We start from the raw sequence: 20264 nt of genomic DNA, 5'->3' as shown, positions 1-20264 counted from the left end.
GAAGGCATCCGCCGGGGGCCGCGGGGGCCCACCGCCTGCCGAGACGAGGTCGAGATGAAGCGCCGTTCGACGAAGTACCTGACCGCTGTCGCGTCGATCGCCGTCGCCGTGGCCGCCCTCACCGGATGCGCCAGCGACTCACGCGGCACCGGCGACTCGCCCGTCGCCGACCACCGGGGCGAGGACAGCCCCGCCAACGTCACCAACTTCCCCGACGGCTTCGCGAACATCGCCACCAAGTGCGTCGCGGGCGCCCCGGGCTTCCGCGCGTTCGTCACCACCCGGGAGGCCGCGCCGATCGTCCTCGCCGACCCCGCCTGCAAGGGCTGACGCCCGTGCGGCGGCGGTGTCACAGGACGTCGTAGGTCAGGTGCGTCGCCGTCGCCGTCACCACCGCCCCGCGCTGGACGAGCGCGAACCCTGCCCCGGCGGGGAAGAGCGGTGTGCCGGCGCCCAGCACGACGGGCGCCAGGTGCAGCGACAGTGTGTCGACGAGGCCGGCCGCGAGCGCCGAGCCGACCGTGGCGCCGCCGCCCATGAGGACGACGTCGAGATCCCGGCCCGCCGCGGCCGACGCCGCCTCGGCGCGCTCCCGCGCGGCGGCCACCGCGTCGGGCAGGCCCGTGGTGACGAACGTCCAGTCCAGGTCGGTGAGCCGTACGGAGGCGGGCGGCGCGCCCGTGACGACGACGAACGCGGGCCGGCCGACCTCGCCGGCGCCGTAGCCGGTCTCGTCGTCCCAGCCGTGCGGCCCGTCGACCACGTCGAAGAGGTGCCGTCCGAGGACGACGGCGCCCGAGCGGACGGTCCCCTCGCCCAGGATCCTGCGGTCCTCGGGGTCGTCGGAGAAGGCCCAGGCGTGCAGGGCCGAGCCCCCGGTGCCCAGCCCGCTGTCCGGGCCTGCGCCGGGGCCGGTGACGAAGCCGTCGAGGGAGACCGAGATGTCGGCGACGATGCGTGTCATACCGGGGTGGACCGGCGGCGGCGCCGGAACTCATCGCCGCGCGCCGGCATCCGTGGCGGAACGCCCGGCGGTCCCGGGCGAAAGCCCCCGGGTGGCCGAGTCCGGGCCGCGGCGGGCCGGGAAGGAGAAACCTGGCGGCCCGGCCCGCGGGCCGCCCGGACCACCGGGAGACACCGGCATGCTCATCGACCTTTCCGGCCGGACCGCCCTGGTCACCGGCTCCACGCAGGGCATCGGCCGCGCGATCGCGGCCGGTCTTGGCCGGGCCGGGGCCCGTGTCGCGGTCAACGGCCGCAGCGCCGGATCCGTGCGGCGGGCGGTCACCGAGCTGTGCGACGAGACCGGGCAGGACGTTTTCCTCGCCGCGCCCGGCGACCTGGCCACCGACGAGGGCGCCCGCCGGGTCGCGGACGCGCTGCCCGCCGCGGACATCCTCGTCAACAACCTCGGCGTCTTCGGCGCGGTCCCCGCGCTGGAGATCGACGACGCCGAGTGGCGCCGGTACTTCGAGGTGAACGTGCTCGCGGCGGTGCGGATGATCCGGACGTACCTGCCGGGCATGAAGGACCGCGGCTGGGGGCGGGTGATGAACGTCGCGAGCGACTCCGCCGTCGTCATCCCCGCCGAGATGGTCCACTACGGCATGACGAAGACGGCGCTGCTGGCCGTCACCCGCGGATTCGCGAAGGACGCGGCAGGCACCGGAGTGACCGTCAACTCATTGATCGCCGGGCCCACCCGCACCGGCGGCGTCGAGGACTTCGTGTACTCCCTGGTCGACCGGGACCTGCCGTGGGAGCAGGCGCAGCGCGTCTTCATGGCCGAGCACCGGCCGCAGTCGCTGCTGCGGCGGCTCATCGAGCCGGAGGAGATCGCGCACATGGCCGTCTACCTCGCCTCCGACTTCGCGACGGCCACGACGGGCGGGGCCGTCCGGGTGGACGGCGGCTATGTCGACTCGATCCTGCCCTGACCCCGGCGGCCCGGGAGGCCTGATCCTGCCCCTCGGGTGTCCCGCATCGTGGACGATATTGGCTCACCATGTGGACGCGCGGCTAGAGTTCCCACATGGCCGATCATGCGAATGTCCCGCCGTTCGTGCGGGTCGAGGAGTTGGACGCGCTGCCCGGACGGGTGGTCCTGGCGGACGTGCGGTGGTATCTCGACGGCCGCTCCGGGCGGGCCGCCTACGAGACCGGGCACCTGCCGGGCGCGGTGTTCGTGGACCTGGATCGCTGGCTGACCGGGCCCGCCACACCGGAGGGCGGCCGCAACCCGCTGCCGTCGCCGGGGGTCTTCAGCCGGGGCATGCGCGCACTGGGCATCGGTGACGAGGACGTCGTGGTGGCCTACGACGACCAGGGCGGTGTGATCGCCGCCCGTCTGGTGTGGATGCTGCGGACCACGGGCCGACGGGCCGCCGTCCTGGACGGGGGCCTCGCCGCCTACCTCGACGCCCGCCCCGGCTCGCTCACCCCGTACGAACCCGCCCCCGCCGAAGCCGTCTTCACCGAACGCCCGTGGCCGGCCGACGTGCTGGTGGACGCCGACGGCGTGACGGGCCGGGACGTCGTGGCGGTGGACGCCCGCAACCGGGACCGCTTCCTGGGCGAGCAGGACCCCGTCGATCCGCGTCCCGGCCACGTTCCCGGCGCGCGCAGCGTCCCGTGCCGGGAGAACCTGGACGACCGCGGCCGCCTGCTGCCGCCCCGGCAGATCCGCGACCGCTTCGCCGCCGCCGGGATCGACCAGGACACCGCGCCGCTGGTCGCCTCCTACTGCGGCTCGGGGGTGACGGCATGCCACAACCTGCTGACGATGGAGCACACCGGAATCGGCCGGGGCCGCCTCTTCGTCGGCGGCTGGTCCGCGTACAGCCGCGACCCGTCACGATCCGTCGAGACCGGGCCCGTCCAGACCGGGCCCGCGCGCTGACGCCCCGCCGGGGGTCCTCAGCTGCGGGCGCGGCGCTCGCGGCGGCGCAGCGTACGGCGCTCCTCCTCGCTGAGCCCGCCCCAGACACCGGCGTCCTGGCCGGTGTCCAGTGCCCACCGCCGGCAGGTCTCCAGGACCGGGCACCGGCGGCACACGGCCCGCGCCTCCTCGACCTTCAGCAGGGCCGGCCCCGAGGTGCCGACGGGGAAGAACAGTTCGGGGTCCTCGTCGCGGCACGCGGCGCGGTGTTGCCAGTCGGGGATCATCGGCTCTCCGTCTCTCGGTCCGCCTTCGGTACGGGAGCGGCCGGCGCGTGCGTGCGGCCGGCGGGCACCTCCCGCTTCCCCTGCGGCTGCCCGCGGACCGTCACGGTGAACACACCGGTGCCGTCCCACCGTTCGCCTTACCGGGACGGCGGAGCCGAACCCGCCGCGATCCTCCGGATGCCGCCGCCCGCCCCGGGCCTGTCCGGTCGTCCGGGGCGGGCGGCGGCGGGATCACGAGGCGGGGTCGTCGCACAGGGCGTGGTCGGTGAGGGTCTGCACCGCGCGGTCGACCTTCTCCTGGTCGATCAGGGCGGTGGTGGTCGTGACGGAGAGCGTCACCGCGCGGCTCCCGTCGGCGGTCACCGCGGGGCGGGCGTAGACGCCGAGGCCGTCGCCCTCGTGCATGTCGTAGGTGCCGCCGCAGGTGAGCGGGACGACACGCAGGCCCAGGCCGTAGCCGCCCTGGGTGCCGGCGGGCGGCACGGGCAGGTCGTCGTAGGGGACCGTGGTGCGCATCTCGGTGAGCAGGGCGGGCGGCAGCAGCTTGCCGGAGACGAGGGCGCGGAAGAAGGTGTCGAGGTCGGCCGGGGTGCTGACGATCCCGGAGTCCGCGGTGTGCTGGAGGCTCTGCTCGGTGAGGTCGGCGGCGGTCCCGTCCGGCAGGGTGACCGTGACGCGCTCGTGCGGCCCGACCAGGTAGGGGTTGGTGCCGGGGACGTAGGTGTGGCGCAGCCCGAGCGGGGCGATGACGCGGTGCGCCACCAGCTCCTGCCAGCTCCGCCCGCCGCCCGCCTTCTCGGCGATCATCGCGGCGAGCAGGTAGTTGGTGTTGGAGTACGCCCACCGGCCGCCGCCGGGTGCGAAGAGCGGCGGGTGGCTCATGGCGATGGCGACGAGCTGCTCGGGCGGGGTGTCGTCGAACCGGTTCTCGTCGAAGTGGTTCACCATGCGGTCCTGGACGTCCGGGTCCTGGACGTAGTCGTAGATGCCGCTGGTCTGCCGGAGCAGGTCGCGCACGGTGACGCGGCGCCCGTCGTTGCCGTGGCCGCGGACGACGCCGGGCAGCCAGTGCTCGACCGTGTCGTCCAGCGACAGCCGGTGCTCGGCGACGAGCTGGAGGACGACCACGGCCGTGAACGTCTTGGTCGTGCTGGCGATCCGGAACTCCGGGTCCCACGGGACGGGCGCCTTCGACCCGAGGCCCGCGGTGCCGAGCCTGGCGCGCAGCGGCTCCTGTCCCGCGCGGTCCACCCGGACGACCACGTTGACGTCCCCGCCGCCGGCCGCGCGGACCGCAGCGAGGTCGCGCCGCAGGTCGGCCGCCGAGTAGCCGCCGCCCCGCGCGTGGCCGTCCGCGGCGCCGCGCGCTCCTGCGGGCGCCGCCGCGAGCACCGAGGCGGTGAGCGCCGCCACCCCCGCCGTCACCGCGACCGCCTGTTTCCTGGTCATCGCCCCGCGCATGGCCCAACTCCCCGTTCGCTGCCGACCGTTGTGCCCGCTGCGGGCACGTGCCGAGTCAACCGCCGGGCGGGCGCACGGCCCATCCGGCCCGCCACCGGGCCGGGGGTGGGGACAGCCCCCGGGCCGTCCCCCGGGACATCCCCCGAGGTGGGCGTCGGGGTAGGCGTCGGGGCGGGCGCCCGGTGCGGGCGGTCAGGTCGCGGCGGGCGACGGGGGTGCGGCGTCCAGGGCGGCGACGAGCCGCCGCAGACCCGCGTGGAGCTGCGCGGCCTCGGCGGCGCTGTAGTCGAGGGCGCCGAAGACCCGCTCCACCACACCCTCGCCGGGCTCCCGGAGCGCGCGGCCCGCGTCGGTGAGCCGGACCAGGACGGAGCGCTCGTCGGTCCTGCTGCGCTCCCGCGTCACCAGCCCGGCCGTCTCCAGCCGCTTGAGCAGCGGCGAGAGGGTGCCGGACTCGAAGCGCAGCGCTTCCCCCAGTTCCTTGACGCTGCGGCCGTCGCGGTCCCACAGCAGCAGCATCGTCAGGTACTGCGGATACGTGAGCCCGAGCGGCCGCAGCTCGCGCCGGTAGGCGTTGTCGAGCTCGCGTGCCGCGACATGGACGGCGAAGCAGGCCAGGTCATCCGGTACGAGTCCCATGCGTCCACGATACAGGTTTGACAGCGCACGATTAAGTTGCGTACAACTGAGTTGCACACAATCAAACGAGAGGACCCTCGTGATGCCGACCTACACCGCCGTCGCCACCTCGTCCGGCCGCGACGGACGCGCCACCACCTCCGACGGCCGTCTCGACCTCCAGCTCGCCATGCCCAAGGAACTCGGCGGCGACGGCGAGGGCACCAACCCCGAGCAGCTCTTCGCGGTCGGCTACGCGGCCTGCTTCGGATCCGCCCTGAAGCTGGTGGCCCGCACCAAGGGGCTGAACGCCGACGACGCGACCATCACCGCCGAGGTGACCTTGTCCAAGAACCCGGAGGGCCAGGGCTTCGTCCTCGCCGCCGTCCTGCGGGTCAAGCTCCCCGCGGGGCTGACGCCCGAGCAGGGCACCGCGCTCGTCGAGGCCGCCCACCAGGTCTGCCCGTACTCCAACGCCACGCGCGGCAACATGTCCGTCGAGCTGGTCGTCGAGCACGCCTGACGCATGCCGCCACGCCGGGCCGGGACGGTGTCCCGGCCCGGCGTTCGTGCGTGGGACCGCCATGGGGCGGCGTGGCCGAAAACCGGCCTGCTCGCGCCGGTCCCGCCGCCGTGTGCGGGGCGCCGCCGGGGCGGAAGGAGCTGCCTGGCGCCCCGTCAGAAATATGTGGCGCACGTCGCGGAGAGCGCCCAGCACGGGCCTCCCGGCGGTTCGCGGCGGAATCTTGACCCCCTAGTTGGTCTATGCCAATCTTTCCGTCAGGTCTGGACCAAGTGTCATGTGTGGGCGCTCGGGGCCGGACGGAAAGGCCCGGGGGAAGTGTCAAGGTCCTTGCAGCACAGAAGAATCGGCGCCCGGTTCGATGCGGCGGCGGAGGCCGGGGACGGCCCGCCGGAACCGGACCCCGCGGACGGGCGGACCGTGCACGGGCTGCTCGACCTGCGGGCCGCGGCGCAGCCGGAGCGGACGGCGATCAGCACCGACACCGGCACCACGCTGACCTTCGCCGCATGGCGGGACCGCTCCGTCGCGGCCGCCGAGGCGCTGGTCGCCCGCGGCGTACGGCCCGGCGACCGGATCGGCCTGGTGTTCGGACTGCGCGACTGGCCGGACTACGCCGTGCACTACTGCGCGGTGACCCGGGCGGGCGCGGTCGCCGTACCGATCTCGGACGGACGCCCCGCCGAGGCGACCGGCGGACTGCTGGAGCACTGCGGAGCCGTCGGCGTGATCGCCGGAGCCACGGGCACGGGCGCGGTGCCGGACGGCCCCTGGTGGGCGGCGGCCACCGCCGAACTCGCCGCCGACGATCCCGGCCCGGCCGGTCTGCCCGTGGTCGGGCCGGACGACCCGGCCCAGGTGCTCTACACCTCCGGCACCACCGGCAGGCCCATGGGCGTGCTCGCCACCCACGGCAACGTCGTGCACGGGACCAGGCCCGGAGCCCGGCACCGGCCGCTGAAACACTCCGAGGAATTCCTGCACGCCTTCGCCGTCGGCACCAACGCGGGCCAGACCATGCTGGTCAACGCGCTCGACGCGCACCCGGCCGCCCTGGTGGCCACCCGCTTCACCCCCGGCCGGTTCGCCCGGCTGATCGAGCAGCGGTCGGTGGGCAGCGTCTTCGTGGTCCCGGCGATGGCCGCCGAACTGCTCAACGCCGGGGTGCAGCAGCGGCACGACCTCTCCTGCGTCCGGCTCCTCGGCTCCACCGCGGCCGCACTGCCGCCCAGCGTGGCCACCGCGCTGACCGAGGCCTTCCCCCGCGCCACCGTGGTCAACTACTACACCTCCACCGAGGCGGCGCCCGCGCAGACCGCGATGGTCTACGACCCGTCCCGGCCGACCGCGCTGGGCCTGGCCGCCCCCGGATCGGTACGGGTGGCCGGTCCCGACGGCCGCCCGCTGCCGCCCGGTGAGACCGGCGACGTCCACCTGCGCTCGCCCGCCGCCCCGCGCGCGTACTACGGCGACGGCGCGGCCGGGGAGCGCGTCTTCCGGGCCGGATGGGTACGGATGGGCGACGTCGGCTACCTGGACGAGGACGGCTACCTGCACCTGGTGGACCGCGAGTCCGACGTCATCAAGTCCGGTGCCTACAAGGTCTCCACGCTCCAGGTCGAAGCGGTACTGCTGGAGCACCCGGCGGTCGCCGACACCGCGGTGGTCGGGGTGCCGCACCCCGTACTCGGCATGAGCGTCGGGGCCGCCGTCGTACCCGTCGACGCGGCCTCCTTCGACCCCGCCGCCCTGCGCACCTACCTCGCCGGGCGGCTGGCCGCGCACGAGATCCCGGGCCGCATCCTCGCCCTGGACGCCCTGCCACGCAACGAGGCGGGCAAACCGCTCAAGCGGGTCGTACGCGAACTGCTCGCGGGCTGACCGCCCCACCTCCACCACTTCACCTCACTTCACCTCTCCTCACCTTTTCCGCGCGGACGCCGCGCCCTCCGGCGATGGCGCACGCCCCGCGCCGCCGCCCCTCACGGATTCCCGACAGCGAAGCGAGTCCTCCCATGCCCGAACCCCGTGCCACCGCCCTCCCGGCAAGCCTCCCGCAGCAGGGCGTCTGGCTGACCGAGCGGCTCGACGCCGCCCGCACGAGCTACCATCTCCCGCTGCGGATCGGCTTCGACCGCGTCGACCCGGCCGCCCTGCGCGCCGCCTGCGCGGCCGTCGTCGCCCGCCACCCCGCGCTGCGCGGCACCCTGGCCGAACGCGACGGGGTCGTCGGACTCCACCGCGCGCAGGCCGACGTCGTCCTCGCCGAGAGCGCCGCCGCCGACAGCCCGGCCGCGCTGGACAAGCTGATCGAGGAGGAGGCGACCCGCCCGTTCGTGCTGGAGACCGGGCCGCTCGCCCGCCTGACCCTCTTCCATCGCCCCGACGGCGGCGCCGACCTGCTCTTCGTCGCCCACCACGCGGTCTTCGACGGCATGTCCAAGGACGTCCTGGTGCACGACCTGGCCGCCGCGTACAACGCGGCCGTCGCGGGCACCCCGGCCGACCTCGGCACACCGGCCCCCGAGGCGCCCGCCGAGCCCGACGCCGCACTGGTGCGCGCCGCCGCCGACTGGTTCGGGCCGCGCTGGACGGACTCCGCCGACCTGCTGCTGCCCGGCCTGCGCCGGGCCGCGCAGGGCGTCGGCCCGGGTGCGGCCACCGCCCGCCGCCTGGACCCGTCCGCGCTCGCCGCGGCGGCCGGGGCCTGCGGGGTGAGCACCTTCGAATTCCTGCTCGCCGCCGTGCACACCCTGTTGCGGCGCTACGGCAACACCGCCGCCCCCGTGGCCCTGGCGCTCTCCACCCGGCCCCCCGGCCCCGCCCGCGAGATCGGCCTCTTCGTCAACGAACTGCCCCACCACCCGCCCGCCGTGGACGCGGACGCCGCGGCGCCCTCCTTCCACGACTTCGCCCTCGGCGTGCGGGCCGGGCTGCGCGAGCTGTACCGCTTCCGCGCGGTGCCCTTCGCCCCGGCCGTCGGCGGCCTCACCCCGCGCGTCGGCCTCACCCCGGTGTCCTTCGGCTACCGGCGCCGCGGCCCGGAACCCGTCTTCACCGGCACCGCGAGCCGGGTCGACTGGATGATGTTCAACGGGACCGCCCGCAGCACCCTGCACATCCAGGTGGTGGAGTCCGCCGACGCTTGCGACCTCAGCCTCCAGTACGACCCCTCGGTGATCCCCCCGCGGACCGCCGAGCGCATCGCCGGGCACCTGGAGACGCTGCTCGCCGCGGCGGTCGCCGACCCGGGCGCGGGGGTGGACGCGCTGCCGCTGCTGGGCGCGGACGAACTGCGGCAGGTCACCGGGGACTGGAACGACACCGCCCGCGACTACCCCGCCGACCGGACCGTGCTCGACCTGTTCGACGAGCAGGCCGCCGCCCGCCCCGGCGCGGTCGCCGTCACGGCCGCCGACGCCGAACTGACGTATCACCAGCTCAGGGAGCGGTCGGTCGAGCTGGCCGGGCGGCTGGCCGCCGCCGGGGCCGGTCCCGGCAGCCTGGTCGGGGTGCACCTGGCGCGCACCTCGACGCTGCCGGTCGCGCTGCTCGCCGTGCTCAGGACCGGCGCCGGGTACCTGCCGCTCGACCCCGGCTACCCGCCGGAGCGGCTGGCGCTGGTGCTCGCCGACTCCGGCGCCGCGCTGCTGCTGGCCGACGGCGAACCCGCCGCCGAGGTCGCCGCCGCCGCGCCCGCCGTGCTGCGGCTCGACCGGCCCGACCGGCCCGCCGCTCCGGCGGGCTCCGCGGACCAGCCGCTGCCCGCGCCGGGCCCGCAGGACCGCGCTTACGTCCTCTACACCTCCGGCTCGACCGGCGGCCCCAAGGGCGTGTCCGTCGGCCACCGGGCCCTGGTCAACCTGCTCAGCTCCTTCGCCGACCGGCTCGGCTCGGCCGACCGGGACCGCTGGCTCGCACTGACCTCGCTCTCCTTCGACATCGCCGGGCTGGAGATCTTCCTGCCGCTGGTCACCGGCGCCCGGCTGGTGCTCGCCGGTGACGGCCTCGCCCTCGACGGACCCGGGCTGGCCGAGCTGATCCGGCGCGCGCAGGTCACCCACGTGCAGGCCACACCGTCCGGCTGGCGGGTGCTGCTCACCGCGGACTCCCTCCCGGCCGGGCTGACCGCGCTCGTCGGCGGCGAGGCCCTGCCGCTGCCGCTCGCCCGCGACCTGCGCGCCCGGGTGGACCGGCTGTTCAACGTCTACGGGCCCACCGAGACGACGATCTGGTCCACCTGCGCGGAGCTGCCGCCGCTGCCGCAGGCCGTCGGGATCGGCCGCCCGATCGCCAACACCCGCGCCTACGTGCTCGACCCACAGGGCCGCCCGGTGCCCGTCGGCATCCCCGGCGAACTCCACCTGGCCGGGGACGGCGTGGCCCAGGGCTACCTGGACCGGCCGGAACTGACCGCCGAGCGGTTCGTCCCGGACCCGTACGGCGGCGGCCGGATGTACCGCACCGGGGACCTGGTGGCCTGGACCGAGGACGGCGAGCTGGACTTCCTGGGACGGCTGGACCACCAGGTGAAGATCCGCGGCCACCGCGTCGAGCTGGGCGAGATCGAGTCCGCGCTGCTGGAGCACCCGGCCGTCGCCGCAGCGGCGGTGGCCGTGGACACCGGGCAGGACGGCGAACCGCGCCTGGCCGGCTACCTCGTGGCTGCGGCCGGAGCCGCCCCCGCCGCCGCCGAGCTGCGCGCGCACCTCGGCCGGACGCTGCCCGGCGCCATGGTCCCGCAGGTCTTCGTGACCCTGCCCGCGCTGCCGCTCACCCCCAACGGCAAGCTGGACCGCCGCGCGCTGCCCGCACCGCCCGCCGAGGCCGCAGCCGAGCCGCGCGAACCGGCCGCCGCGCCCGCCGGGGACCCGGTGGAGGCCGAACTGAGCGCCATCTGCTCCGAGGTGCTCGGCATCCCGGACATCGGATCGGACGAGGACCTCTTCGACATCGGCGCGCACTCCCTGAGCTTCATCCAGATCGCGGCCCGGATCCGCAAGTCCTTCGACGTCGATCTCGACCTGGAGATCTTCTTCGACGTGACGACCGTGGCCGGGCTCGCCGCAGCCGTGAAGGAGCAGCAGTGACGCACGAGTTGAGCACCGCCGCGACCGCGCCCGCACCGTCCCTGCTCGCGGTGCTCGCGGGTATGACGGCCGAGGCGAGCGACGACGCCGTGACCGTCGCCGAACTGCTGGCCGCCCCCGACACCCCGTTCGTCGCGATGGGCCTCGGCTCGCTCGCGCAACTGCGGCTGGTGGACGCGGTGGAGGCGCGCTACGGGGTCTTCCTCGACCTGGACCAGGGCGACTTCCTCGGCAGCCTGGACGCGCTCGCCGCCCACCTGACCGCCGAGCACGGGATTGCCGAGCACGGAGCAGCCGGACACGCGGTCGCCGAACACACGGTGGCCGCCCTCGCGGAGGGCGCGGACACGGTGAACGAGCACGGCTCGTCCGGACCGGGGGAGCGCGGATGAGCGACACCCGGCCGCAGCCCGCGGGCTGGTCCGACACCAAGCGCGCCCTGCTCGCCCAGCGCCTGCGCGGCGCGGCCGCACCCGTCCAGGTGGTCGCCCCGCGCCCGGCGGGCACCGTGCCGCCGCTGTCCAGTGGACAGGAACGGCTCTGGTTCATGGAGCAGTTCGCCCCCGGCGGGGCCGCCTACGCGCTGGCCCCCGCCCGCCTGCTGCGCGGCCCGCTCGACCGGGCCGCGCTGGACGCGGCGCTCACCGACCTGGTGGCCCGGCACGAGGCGCTGCGGATGACCTTCCCCGGCACCGAGGACGGCGCCGCCGCGCTGCACATCGCCGAACCCGCACCGTTCGGCGCGCGGTTCACCGACCTCTCCGGGCTGCCCGATCCCGCCGCCCGCGCCGCCGAGCTGGTCGGCGAGCGGGCCGCCGAACCGTTCGACCTCGCCACCGGGCCGCTGCTGCGCGCCGAACTGCTCCGGCTCGGCGCGCAGGAGCACGTCCTGGCGCTGGTGATGCACCACATCGTCACGGACGGCTGGTCGGTCGACATCCTGCACCGCGAGCTGGACGCGCTGTACGCCGCGCACGCGGACGGCACACCGTCCGGACTCGCCCCGCTGGACGTGCAGTTCGGCGACTACGCGGTCTGGCAGCGGGAGCGGCTGGACAGCGGCGCGCTGGCCGCCGACCGGGCGTACTGGCGGACCGCCCTGGAGGACGTGCCCGCGCTCGACCTGCCCGCCGACCGGCCCCGGCCGCCTGTGCTCACCTTCGCGGGCGCCGCCCACGCCTTCCACTGGGACCGCCGGCTCACCGACCGCATCGCGGAGGTGTCCCGCGCGTACGGCGCCTCGACGTACATGACCGTCCTCGCCGGTTACCAGGCCCTGCTCTCCCGGCTCGGCGGGCAGCGGGACTTCGCGGTCGGCTCGCCGGTCGCGGGCCGGCTGCACCGCGAACTCGAAGGCGTGGTGGGCGCGTTCGTCACCATGCTGCCGATGAGGGCCCGGCTGGAGGAGGGCATGGGCTTTGGCCGGCTGCTGAGCCGGGTGCGGGAGACCACCCTGGACGCCTACGCCCACCAGGAGGTGCCGTTCGAGCAGATGGTCGCCGACCTGGACGTCACACGGGACGTCAGCCGGTCGGCGGTGTTCCAGACCACCTTCGCCTTCCAGAACTACGGCGAGCGGGGAGCCGCCGCACCGGCCGCCGGGACCGAGGGCTTCGGTTACGCCGCCACCTCCACCCACTTCGACCTGGCGCTCTACCTCGGTGAGCAACCGGACGGGCTGCACGGCCTGTTCACCTACCGCACCGACCTCTTCGACGAGGCGACCGTCGTCCGCCTCGCCGAGCGCTTCGAACTGCTGCTGGACGCGGCGCTCGCCGACCCCGACCGCCCGGTCGACGAACTGCCGCTGCTCACCGCGCAGGAGCGGGAGCAGCTGGCCGCCTGGTCGGCCGGTCCCGAACTGCCCACGGGCGGGCCGGACACGCTTCCCCGGCTGCTGGCGCGAGCCGCGCGGGAGTTCCCCGACCGTACCGCGCTGGTCTTCGAGGAACGGTCGCTGACCTACCGTCAGCTCGACCGACGGGCCAACGGGCTGGCGTGGCGGCTGCGCGCCCTCGGGGTCGGCCCCGACGACCGGGTGGCGATCTGCCTGGAGCAGTCGCCCGACCTGGCCGCCGCCCTGGTCGGCGTGCTCAAGTCCGGCGCCGCCTACCTGCCGCTCGACCCGGAGCAGCCGCCCGCCCGGCTGGCCCATCTGGTCGCCGACGCGCAGGCCGCCGTCCTGATCACCGACACGGAGCTGCGCGAGCGCTTCCCCGGCTACGAGGGCGCCGAACTGCTGCTGGACGGTGAGGAGGTCGAGGAGCGGGACGAACCCCCGGCCGAGGTCTGCGGCCCGGACGACCTGGCCTACGTCATCTACACCTCCGGCTCCACGGGCCTGCCCAAGGGCGTCGCGGTGCAGCACCGGCAGATCCTCAACTACCTCACCGGCGTGGGGGAGCGGCTGCGGATCGTCCCCGGCGGCCGGTACGGGCTGCTCCAGTCGCTGTCCTTCGACTTCAGCCTCACCATGCTCTACCTGGCCCTCGGCAGCGGCGGCACCCTCCATCTGCTGCCGCGCCGGATCTCCGGCGCCGAACTGGCCGAGCAGGTCCGGTCGCTGGAGCTGGACTACCTGAAGATGACGCCCTCGCACCTGGCGGCCCTGACCGCGGACGCGCCCGCCGAGCGGTTGCTGCCGCGCCGCGCGCTGGTGCTCGGCGGCGAGGCGTCCAACTGGGCCTGGGCCGCCGAACTTGCCGCCACCGGGCGGTGCGCGGTCTTCAACCACTACGGGCCGACCGAGGCCACGGTGGGCGTCTCGGTCTTCGAGGTCGGCCCTGTGCCCGGCCCCGGCAACACCCCCATCGGCACCCCGCTCCCCGGCGCCCGCTGCCTGGTCCTGGACCGCGCGATGCGCCCGGTCCCGCCCGGTGTGACCGGCGAACTCCACCTGGGCGGCGACCGGTTGGCGCGCGGCTACCTGGGCCGCCCCGACCTCACCGCCGAGCGCTTCGTCACCGACCCGGAAGGCGGCGGCCGGCTCTACCGCACCGGCGACCTGGCCCGCTGGCGCCCCGACGGCACCCTGGAGTACCTGGGCCGCGCCGACGACCAGATCAAGGTGCGCGGCTACCGCGTCGAGCCCGGCGAGATCGAGGCCGCGCTCGCCGAACTGCCCGGCGTCAGCCAGGCGGTGGTCGTCAGCCGCGGCGAGGGCGTACGGCAGAACCTGGTCGGCTACCTGGAGCGCCCCGGCGGCCCCGAGCCGCTCGCCCCGGCCGACGTGCGGGCCCGGCTGCTGGAGGTGCTGCCCGACTACATGGTCCCGGCACGCTACGTGGAGCTGGAGCGGCTGCCGCTCCAGGCGCACGGCAAGGTCGACCGCAGGAAGCTGCCCGAGCCCGAGGAGGCCGCCGCCAGCGGCGAGTACGTCGCGCCCGACGGCGAGGCGGAGGTCCGGGTCGCCGCCATCTGGACCGAGCTGCTGGAGATCTCCCGGGTCGGCGCGCTGGACGACTTCTTCGAACTCGGCGGGCACTCCCTGCTCGCCACCCAGGTGGTCGCGCGGATCCGCCGCGCCTACCCCGACCTGCCGGTCCCGGTCGGCGTCATGGACATCTTCCGCTTCCCGACCGTGCGCGGGCTCGCCGGGCTGATCAGCGACCCCTCGGCGGACCGGGGGCCGGGCGGGCTGCTGCACCGGCTCACCCCGGAGCGCCGCCGTACCACCGCGAGCGTGGTGTGCGCACCGTACGGCGGGGGCAGCGCGCTGATCTACAAGCCGCTGGCCGACGCGCTGCCGGACGACTGGGCGCTGCACTCGCTCGCCGTCCCCGGCCACGAGCTGGGCGAGCAGGCGATGCCGGTCGAGGAGGTGGCGGCGGCGTGCGCCGAGGAGATCCTCGCCGGTGTGGAGGGCCGCCTGGTGCTCTACGGGCACTGCGGGCTCGGCGTGCAGCTCTGCGTCGAGATCGCCCGCCGGGTCGAGGCGGCCGGACGCGAGATCGAGGCCGTCTACCTCGGCGGGATCTTCCCCTTCGCCCGTCCGCGCGGCCGCGGCGCCGCCCTCGCCGAGCGCTGGTCGGAGCTGGCCGAGCGGCTGCGCAGCGACCAGGGCATGGTCAACGCCCTGGCCGCGGCCGGACTGGACACCGAGGATGTCGATCCCGAGCAGCTGCGGCTGATCATCCACAACCGCAGGAGCGGCACCAAGGAGGCGGAGCGCTACTTCACCGAGCTGTTCGAGACCGAGGGCGGGCGGACCCTGGACGCCCCGGTGATCGCGGTGTGCGGCGAGCGCGACCCGGCGACCGAATTCCACCAGGAGCGCTTCCTGGAGTGGCACCGGATCACCGGCACCGCCGCCGCGGTGGTGCTGGCCGAGGCCGGGCACTTCTACCTCAGATACCGGGCCGAGGAGCTGGCCGACGTCGTCACCGGGGTGCACGAGGCGCTCGCCGACGGCACCGAGGAGCGCTACCGGCGCACCGAGGAGTCCACGTGGTGGCTGGACGGGATCTCCCGCGATCCGGCGGCCCGTACCGGCGCCCCGGCCGACGGCGAGGTCCGGCCCAGCATGGGCCGCTTCCTGTCGGTGGCCGCCGGTCAGCAGGTGTCGATGATCGGTTCGGCGCTCACCGAGTTCGCCCTGCCGATCTGGATCTACCTGCGGACCGGGTCGCTCGCCCACTTCGGGCTGCTGGCCGCCTTCGCCCTGGTGCCCGGCATCCTGGTGGCGCCGCTCGCGGGCACCGTCGTCGACCGGCACGACCGGCGCAGGACCATGCTGATCGGCGACCTCGCCGCCGGTGCCACCCAGGCGGTGATGCTGGTACTGGCGCTCACCCACCGGCTGGAGGTCTGGGAGGTCTACCCGCTCATCTCCGCGCTCTCGGTCGCCCTGGCCTTCCAGCGCTTCGCCTGGGGCTCGGCGGCCGCCCAACTGGTGCCCAAGCGCTTCCTGGGCCGGGCCAACGGCGTGGTCCAGCTGGCCTTCGGCTTCGCCCAGTTCCTGGTGCCGCTGTTCGCCGTCGGCCTGCTCGCGGCCATCGGGCTCGGCGGCATCCTCGCCTTCGACGTGGCCAGCTACGTGTGCGCGGTCGCCGTCGTCGCCCTGGTCAGGTTCCCGCGGGCGATGGCCTGGCACCGGCGGGAGTCGGTCGCCGAGGAGATACGGGCCGGGTTCCGGCTCGCGCTCGGCAGCCGGCACTTCCGCGCCATGCTGCTGTTCTTCGCGGTGCTCAACATCTTCCTCTCCCCGCTCTTCCTGCTCACCACCCCGCTGGTGCTCTCCTTCAGCCACCTGGCCGCCACCGGCTGGGTCGCCATGGGCGGCGGCGCCGGCGCCATCGCGGGCGGGCTGACCCTGCTGGTGTGGGGCGGACCGCGCCGGGACCGGCTGCGCGGTGTGCTGCTCGCCGCCCTCGCCCTGTCCGCCGCCTGCCTGCTCACCGGCCTGCGCCCGGCGCTGCCGCTCGTCGCGCTCGGCGCCTTCGGCATGGCCTACGCGCTCGCGCTCGTCAACGGCGTCTACGCCACGATCATCCAGACCAAGGTGCCGCAGCGCTTCCACGGCCGGGTCATCGCGGTCAACACCATGGTCGCCTGGTCCACCCTGCCGGTGGGCTTCGCCGTGGTCGCGCCCTTCGGACCGAAGCTGCTCCAGCCCCTCATGGACCCCGGCGGCGCGCTCGCCGGCTCCGCCGGGCACCTCCTCGGCACCGGCCCGGGACGCGGAATCGGCCTGCTCTACGTGCTGTTCGGCCTGGCCATCGCGCTGCTCGTGACGATCTCGCTGCGGCTGCCGGTACTCGCCCGCTTCGACCGGGAGGTGCCGGACGCGCCGTCCGACGACCTCGTCGGCCTCCAGGCGCTCCAGACCCGGACCGCCGTCCGAACCACCACCCCCGAGGTGCCCCGTGACCAGCCCTGACCCCGTGCGCCACTACCCGCTGACGGTCGAGCAGCGCCGCCTGTGGTTCCTCCAGCAGCTCGACCCGGCCGACGCCAGCTACAACATGTACATCGCCTGGCGCTGGCGCGGCCCGCTCGACCTGGCCGCGCTGACCGCCGCCCTGGACCGGCTGCGGGACCGGCACGAGGTGCTGCGCACCCGCTTCGACCTGCTCGACGACCAGCCGGTCCAGCTCGTCGGACCGCTCCAGCCCCTCGCGATCGAGGAGGTGGACGTCGCGGTGCCGCCCGGCGCGGACCCGGCGGAGATCGCCCGGCTCGCGGCGGAGGCCGCCGGTGCACGCGTCAACGCCCCCTTCGACCTGGCCGCGGGCCCGCCGCTGCGGCCCGCGGTGCTCCGGCTCGGCCCGGACGACCAGCTGTTCTGCCTGACCGTCCACCACATCGTCAGCGACGGCTGGTCCGCCCGGCTGCTGTGGTCGGAACTGCTCGCCTGCTACCGCGCGGAGCTGACCGGAGGGGAGCCGGGACTGCCGCCCGTGACGGGGACGTTCGGCGACTACGCGGTCGCTGAGGCCGAGCGGCTGCGCGGGCCGCAGGCCGCCGCGGAACTCGACTACTGGAAGGAGAAGCTGGCCGGGATCGCCCGCCTCGAACTGCCCACCGACCGCCCCCGCCCGGCCCGCCCGGACCGCCACGCGGTCTTCGGCGACGTACGGATCGACCCCGGACTGCACGCCGAGGTCGAGCAGCTGGCGCGCAAGGAGCGCTGCACCCCGTTCATGGTGCTGCTCGCGGCCTACCAGATCCTGCTGGGCACCTGGGCCGGGCAGCGGCACTTCGCCGTCGGCGTCCCCGTAGCCGGGCGCACCGAGGTCGACCACGAGTCGCTGCTGGGCTACTTCAGCAAGACCGCCGTCGTCCGCGCCGACCTCTCGCCCGTGACCGCCGACGGGACGGACACCGAGGCCGACTTCCGCACCGTGCTGCGCCGGGTCCGCTCCGCCGCGATGGGCGCCTTCGGGCACCAGGACGTCCCCGTCGAACGGCTGGTCCCCGCCCTCGGACTGCCGCGCCAGGCGCACGTACCGCCGCTCTTCCAGACCCTCTTCGTGCTCCAGAGCCAGAACGACCTGTCCACCGAACCGGCCGCCGACACCGTGCCGGGCGTCGCCCTGGAACCGGCCGACGCCGGATTCGCCCAGGCCAAGTTCGACATCCTGCTGGACCTGTGGCGGGCCGCCGACGGCGGGCTGCACGGCGCCTTCTGCTTCGACGGCGAGCTGTTCGACCGGGCGACCGTCGAGAGCACGGCCGCGCGCTACGAACAGATCCTGCGCGCCGTGGTCGCCGACCCGCTGCGGGCCGTCACCGGCGACCTGCTGCTCACCGCCGCCGAGCGGGACCGGGTGCTCGCCCTCGGCACCGGGCCCGCCCTGCCCGCCGAACTCCCCACCGCGCTGGAGCTGTTCCGGTCCACCGCCGCCCGGCACCCGGAAGCGGTGGCGCTGGAGTGCGCCGGCGACACCCTCGGCTACGGCGAACTCGACCGGCTCTCCACACTGCTGGCCGAACGCCTCGGGCCCCGCCCCGGCGCCGTCGTCGCGGTCCGGCTGGACCCCTCCTTCGACCTGGTCACCGCGCTGCTGGCGATCTGGAAAGCGGGCGCGGGCTACCTCCCGCTGGACCCGGCCCACCCCGCCGAGCGGCAGCGGCTGCTGCTCGCGGACGGCCGGGCGGAGCTGCTGATCGCCGCCGAGGACGACGAGGACGCCGCCGGGCTGGGCGTCCCCGTGCTCGAACTCCCCGCGGCCCGGCCCACCGGCGCACCGCGGGGCACCCTGCCCGCGGTGCCCGCGTCGGCGCCCGCCTACCTGCTGCACACCTCCGGCTCCACCGGCCGCCCCAAGGGCGTCCTGGTCGACCACGCGGCCCTCGCCGCCCGGCTGCACTGGATGGCCGGACCCGACGGCTACCGGCTCCAGCCGTCCGACCGCGTCGTGCAGTTCGCCTCGATCGGCTTCGACACCCACGCCGAGGAACTGTGGCCCGCGCTCGCCGTCGGCGCGCGCTGTGTACTGCTGCCCGGCGGCGGGCGCATGCTGCCCGACCACCTGCGCACCCCGGCCGCCGCCGGGATCACCGTCCTCGATCTGCCCACCGCCTACTGGAGCGAGCTGGTGGACCTCGGCGACGACCTGGGGTGGCCCCCCGCGCTGCGGCTGGTGATCCTCGGCGGCTCCGAGGCCACGGCCCGCTCCGTCGCAGGCTGGCGGGCCCGGCACGGCGACACCGTACGGCTGGTCAACACCTACGGCCCCACCGAGGCCACGGTGATCGTCACCAGCGCCGAGCTGACCGCGGCCGACACCGCCGCCCGCCCGCCGCTGGGCCGCCCGCTCCCCGGCGTGCGCGCCTACGTGCTGGACGCGGGACTGCGGCTGCTCCCGGCGGGCTTCGAGGGCGAACTCGCGCTCGGCGGCGCGGGCCTGGCCACCGGCTACCACGGACGCCCCGACCTCACCGGGGCGAGCTTCGTCCCCGACCCGTACGGCACGCCCGGCGCCCGCATGTACCTGACCGGCGACCGGGTGCGCTGGCGGGCCGACGGACAGCTGGAATTCCTCGGCCGCACCGACGACCAGGCGAAGATCCACGGCCGCCGCGTCGAACCCGGCGAGATCGAGGGCGCCCTCGCCGCCCACCCCGGGGTGGCCCGCGCCGCCGTGGTCGTCCGCGACGGCACCCGGCTGGTGGGCTACGCGGTCCCCAGGACCGGCGCCGTCCTCGAACCGTCCGCGCTGCGCGAGCACCTGGCGGCCCGGCTGCCCGCCTTCATGGTGCCCGCCGCCTTCGCCGTGCTGGACACGCTGCCGCTCACCGCCAACGGCAAGCTCGACCGGGCCGCGCTGCCCGACCCGGGGCCGGACGCCACCGGCAGCCGCGAGTACCTCGCGCCGCGCACCGACGCGGAAGTGCTCGTCGCCGGCATCTGGCAGGACGTGCTGGGGGTGGAGAAGGCGGGCGCCCTCGACCACTTCTTCGAACTCGGCGGCGACTCCCTCCTGGTGACCCGGGTCGCCGCCCGGATCCGCGCCGCCGTCGGCCTGGAGGTGCAGGTGCGGGACGTCTTCGAGGAGCCGACGCTCGCGGGCCTCGCGGCCCGGGTCGAGGACCTGCTGATCGCCGAGATCGACGCGCTCAGCGAGCCGGAGGCGGCCCGCCGCCTGGGCTGACCCCCGCGGGGGTGGCGGCCGCGAAGGGCAGCCGCCACCCCGGGGCTGTGCCCCCGGCCACGGACGACGGCCCGCGCGCCCGGTCCGACCCGCCCGGTCGCGGATGCTGGAGCCGGACCGCGCCCGTGGGTTCGTCCTCCGGTCACGGACACGGACACGGACACGGACGTCGGACGCCGGGCCGCCCCCGCAGCGGCGGATGCCGGACGACGGATCGCGTCCCCGGTCCGTCCCCCGGACGCGGACGCCGGCCGCGGATGCCGGACGCCGGACCGTGTCCCCGGTCCGTCCCCCGGACGCGGACGCCGGCCC

General features: G+C 75.4%; 13 protein-coding genes. 9 read left to right on the top strand and 4 right to left on the bottom strand.

The features are described from left to right. The first annotated feature begins 54 nt into the window (after positions 1 to 54). Entirely contained in the window at positions 55 to 330 is a 276-nt protein-coding gene (locus ACWERV_RS04990; RefSeq protein ID WP_452928890.1) for a hypothetical protein, read from the top strand. A 19-nt stretch (positions 331 to 349) separates the two neighbouring features. Here ACWERV_RS04990 and ACWERV_RS04985 read toward each other — a convergent pair whose 3' ends face one another. Continuing rightward, positions 350 to 964 carry a dihydrofolate reductase family protein gene (locus tag ACWERV_RS04985; protein ID WP_452928887.1) on the bottom strand — a complete coding sequence of 205 codons (615 nt, stop codon included), beginning with the start codon at positions 962 to 964 and terminating at the stop codon, positions 350 to 352. Positions 965 to 1142: 178 nt separating this feature from the next. Between ACWERV_RS04985 and ACWERV_RS04980 the strand changes: the two genes are divergently transcribed. Together ACWERV_RS04980 and ACWERV_RS04975 are read left to right on the top strand one after the other, a co-directional pair. Further along, positions 1143 to 1937: an SDR family NAD(P)-dependent oxidoreductase gene (locus tag ACWERV_RS04980; protein WP_452928884.1), complete on the top strand. Its 795-nt coding sequence runs from the start codon at positions 1143 to 1145 to the stop codon at positions 1935 to 1937. A 95-nt stretch (positions 1938 to 2032) separates the two neighbouring features. Then, on the top strand, positions 2033 to 2899 hold the full coding sequence (locus tag ACWERV_RS04975; protein ID WP_452928882.1) for a sulfurtransferase: 867 nt from the start codon (positions 2033 to 2035) through the stop codon (positions 2897 to 2899). 17 nt (positions 2900 to 2916) lie between these two features. Here ACWERV_RS04975 and ACWERV_RS04970 read toward each other — a convergent pair whose 3' ends face one another. From ACWERV_RS04970 to ACWERV_RS04960, 3 genes are all read right to left on the bottom strand, one after another. Continuing rightward, positions 2917 to 3165 carry a WhiB family transcriptional regulator gene (locus ACWERV_RS04970; RefSeq protein WP_398189252.1) on the bottom strand — a complete coding sequence of 83 codons (249 nt, stop codon included), beginning with the start codon at positions 3163 to 3165 and terminating at the stop codon, positions 2917 to 2919. A 231-nt stretch (positions 3166 to 3396) separates the two neighbouring features. Further along, entirely contained in the window at positions 3397 to 4614 is a 1218-nt protein-coding gene (locus ACWERV_RS04965) for a serine hydrolase domain-containing protein (RefSeq protein WP_452928879.1), read from the bottom strand. Between the two features lie 204 nt (positions 4615 to 4818). Next, positions 4819 to 5265, bottom strand: a complete 447-nt coding sequence (locus ACWERV_RS04960) for a MarR family winged helix-turn-helix transcriptional regulator (RefSeq protein WP_398189258.1) — start codon at positions 5263 to 5265, stop codon at positions 4819 to 4821. A gap of 82 nt (positions 5266 to 5347) precedes the next feature. Here ACWERV_RS04960 and ACWERV_RS04955 point away from each other — a divergent pair, with 82 nt between their 5' ends. From ACWERV_RS04955 to ACWERV_RS04930, 6 genes are all read left to right on the top strand, one after another. Then, positions 5348 to 5767, top strand: a complete 420-nt coding sequence (locus ACWERV_RS04955) for an organic hydroperoxide resistance protein (RefSeq protein WP_452928876.1) — start codon at positions 5348 to 5350, stop codon at positions 5765 to 5767. Positions 5768 to 6097: 330 nt separating this feature from the next. Further along, entirely contained in the window at positions 6098 to 7648 is a 1551-nt protein-coding gene (locus tag ACWERV_RS04950; protein ID WP_452928873.1) for a class I adenylate-forming enzyme family protein, read from the top strand. A 134-nt stretch (positions 7649 to 7782) separates the two neighbouring features. Beyond that, positions 7783 to 10857 (top strand): non-ribosomal peptide synthetase, encoded by a 3075-nt coding sequence (locus tag ACWERV_RS04945; RefSeq protein ID WP_452928870.1) that lies wholly within the window; start codon positions 7783 to 7785, stop codon positions 10855 to 10857. After that, the gene (locus ACWERV_RS04940; RefSeq protein ID WP_452928867.1) at positions 10854 to 11249 is read left to right on the top strand and encodes a phosphopantetheine-binding protein; all 396 of its coding nucleotides are present in this window, start codon (positions 10854 to 10856) and stop codon (positions 11247 to 11249) included. Before ACWERV_RS04945 ends, ACWERV_RS04940 begins: the two co-directional genes overlap by 4 nt. After that, positions 11246 to 16735, top strand: a complete 5490-nt coding sequence (locus tag ACWERV_RS04935) for an amino acid adenylation domain-containing protein (protein WP_452928864.1) — start codon at positions 11246 to 11248, stop codon at positions 16733 to 16735. The genes ACWERV_RS04940 and ACWERV_RS04935 overlap by 4 nt, the downstream gene beginning before the upstream one ends. Continuing rightward, a complete protein-coding gene (locus ACWERV_RS04930; RefSeq protein WP_452928861.1) occupies positions 16722 to 19952 on the top strand; it encodes an amino acid adenylation domain-containing protein in 3231 nt (1076 codons plus the stop codon). Before ACWERV_RS04935 ends, ACWERV_RS04930 begins: the two co-directional genes overlap by 14 nt. Positions 19953 to 20264: the final 312 nt, after the last annotated feature.

This window comes from Streptomyces sp. NPDC004031 (genome assembly GCF_053604375.1).
This window is presented reverse-complemented; position numbering and strand designations above follow the sequence as displayed.

Bases quoted from the DNA above. Each gene is read 5' to 3' on its own strand.
- ACWERV_RS04980 (WP_452928884.1), top strand. From the start codon at position 1,143: ATGCTCATCGACCTTTCCGGCCGGACCGCCCTGGTCACCGGCTCCACG.
- ACWERV_RS04960 (WP_398189258.1), bottom strand. From the start codon at position 5,265: ATGGGACTCGTACCGGATGACCTGGCCTGCTTCGCCGTCCATGTCGCG.
- ACWERV_RS04970 (WP_398189252.1), bottom strand. From the start codon at position 3,165: ATGATCCCCGACTGGCAACACCGCGCCGCGTGCCGCGACGAGGACCCC.
- ACWERV_RS04975 (WP_452928882.1), top strand. From the start codon at position 2,033: ATGGCCGATCATGCGAATGTCCCGCCGTTCGTGCGGGTCGAGGAGTTG.
- ACWERV_RS04985 (WP_452928887.1), bottom strand. From the start codon at position 964: ATGACACGCATCGTCGCCGACATCTCGGTCTCCCTCGACGGCTTCGTC.
- ACWERV_RS04965 (WP_452928879.1), bottom strand. From the start codon at position 4,614: ATGACCAGGAAACAGGCGGTCGCGGTGACGGCGGGGGTGGCGGCGCTC.
- ACWERV_RS04945 (WP_452928870.1), top strand. From the start codon at position 7,783: ATGCCCGAACCCCGTGCCACCGCCCTCCCGGCAAGCCTCCCGCAGCAG.
- ACWERV_RS04955 (WP_452928876.1), top strand. From the start codon at position 5,348: ATGCCGACCTACACCGCCGTCGCCACCTCGTCCGGCCGCGACGGACGC.
- ACWERV_RS04935 (WP_452928864.1), top strand. From the start codon at position 11,246: ATGAGCGACACCCGGCCGCAGCCCGCGGGCTGGTCCGACACCAAGCGC.
- ACWERV_RS04990 (WP_452928890.1), top strand. From the start codon at position 55: ATGAAGCGCCGTTCGACGAAGTACCTGACCGCTGTCGCGTCGATCGCC.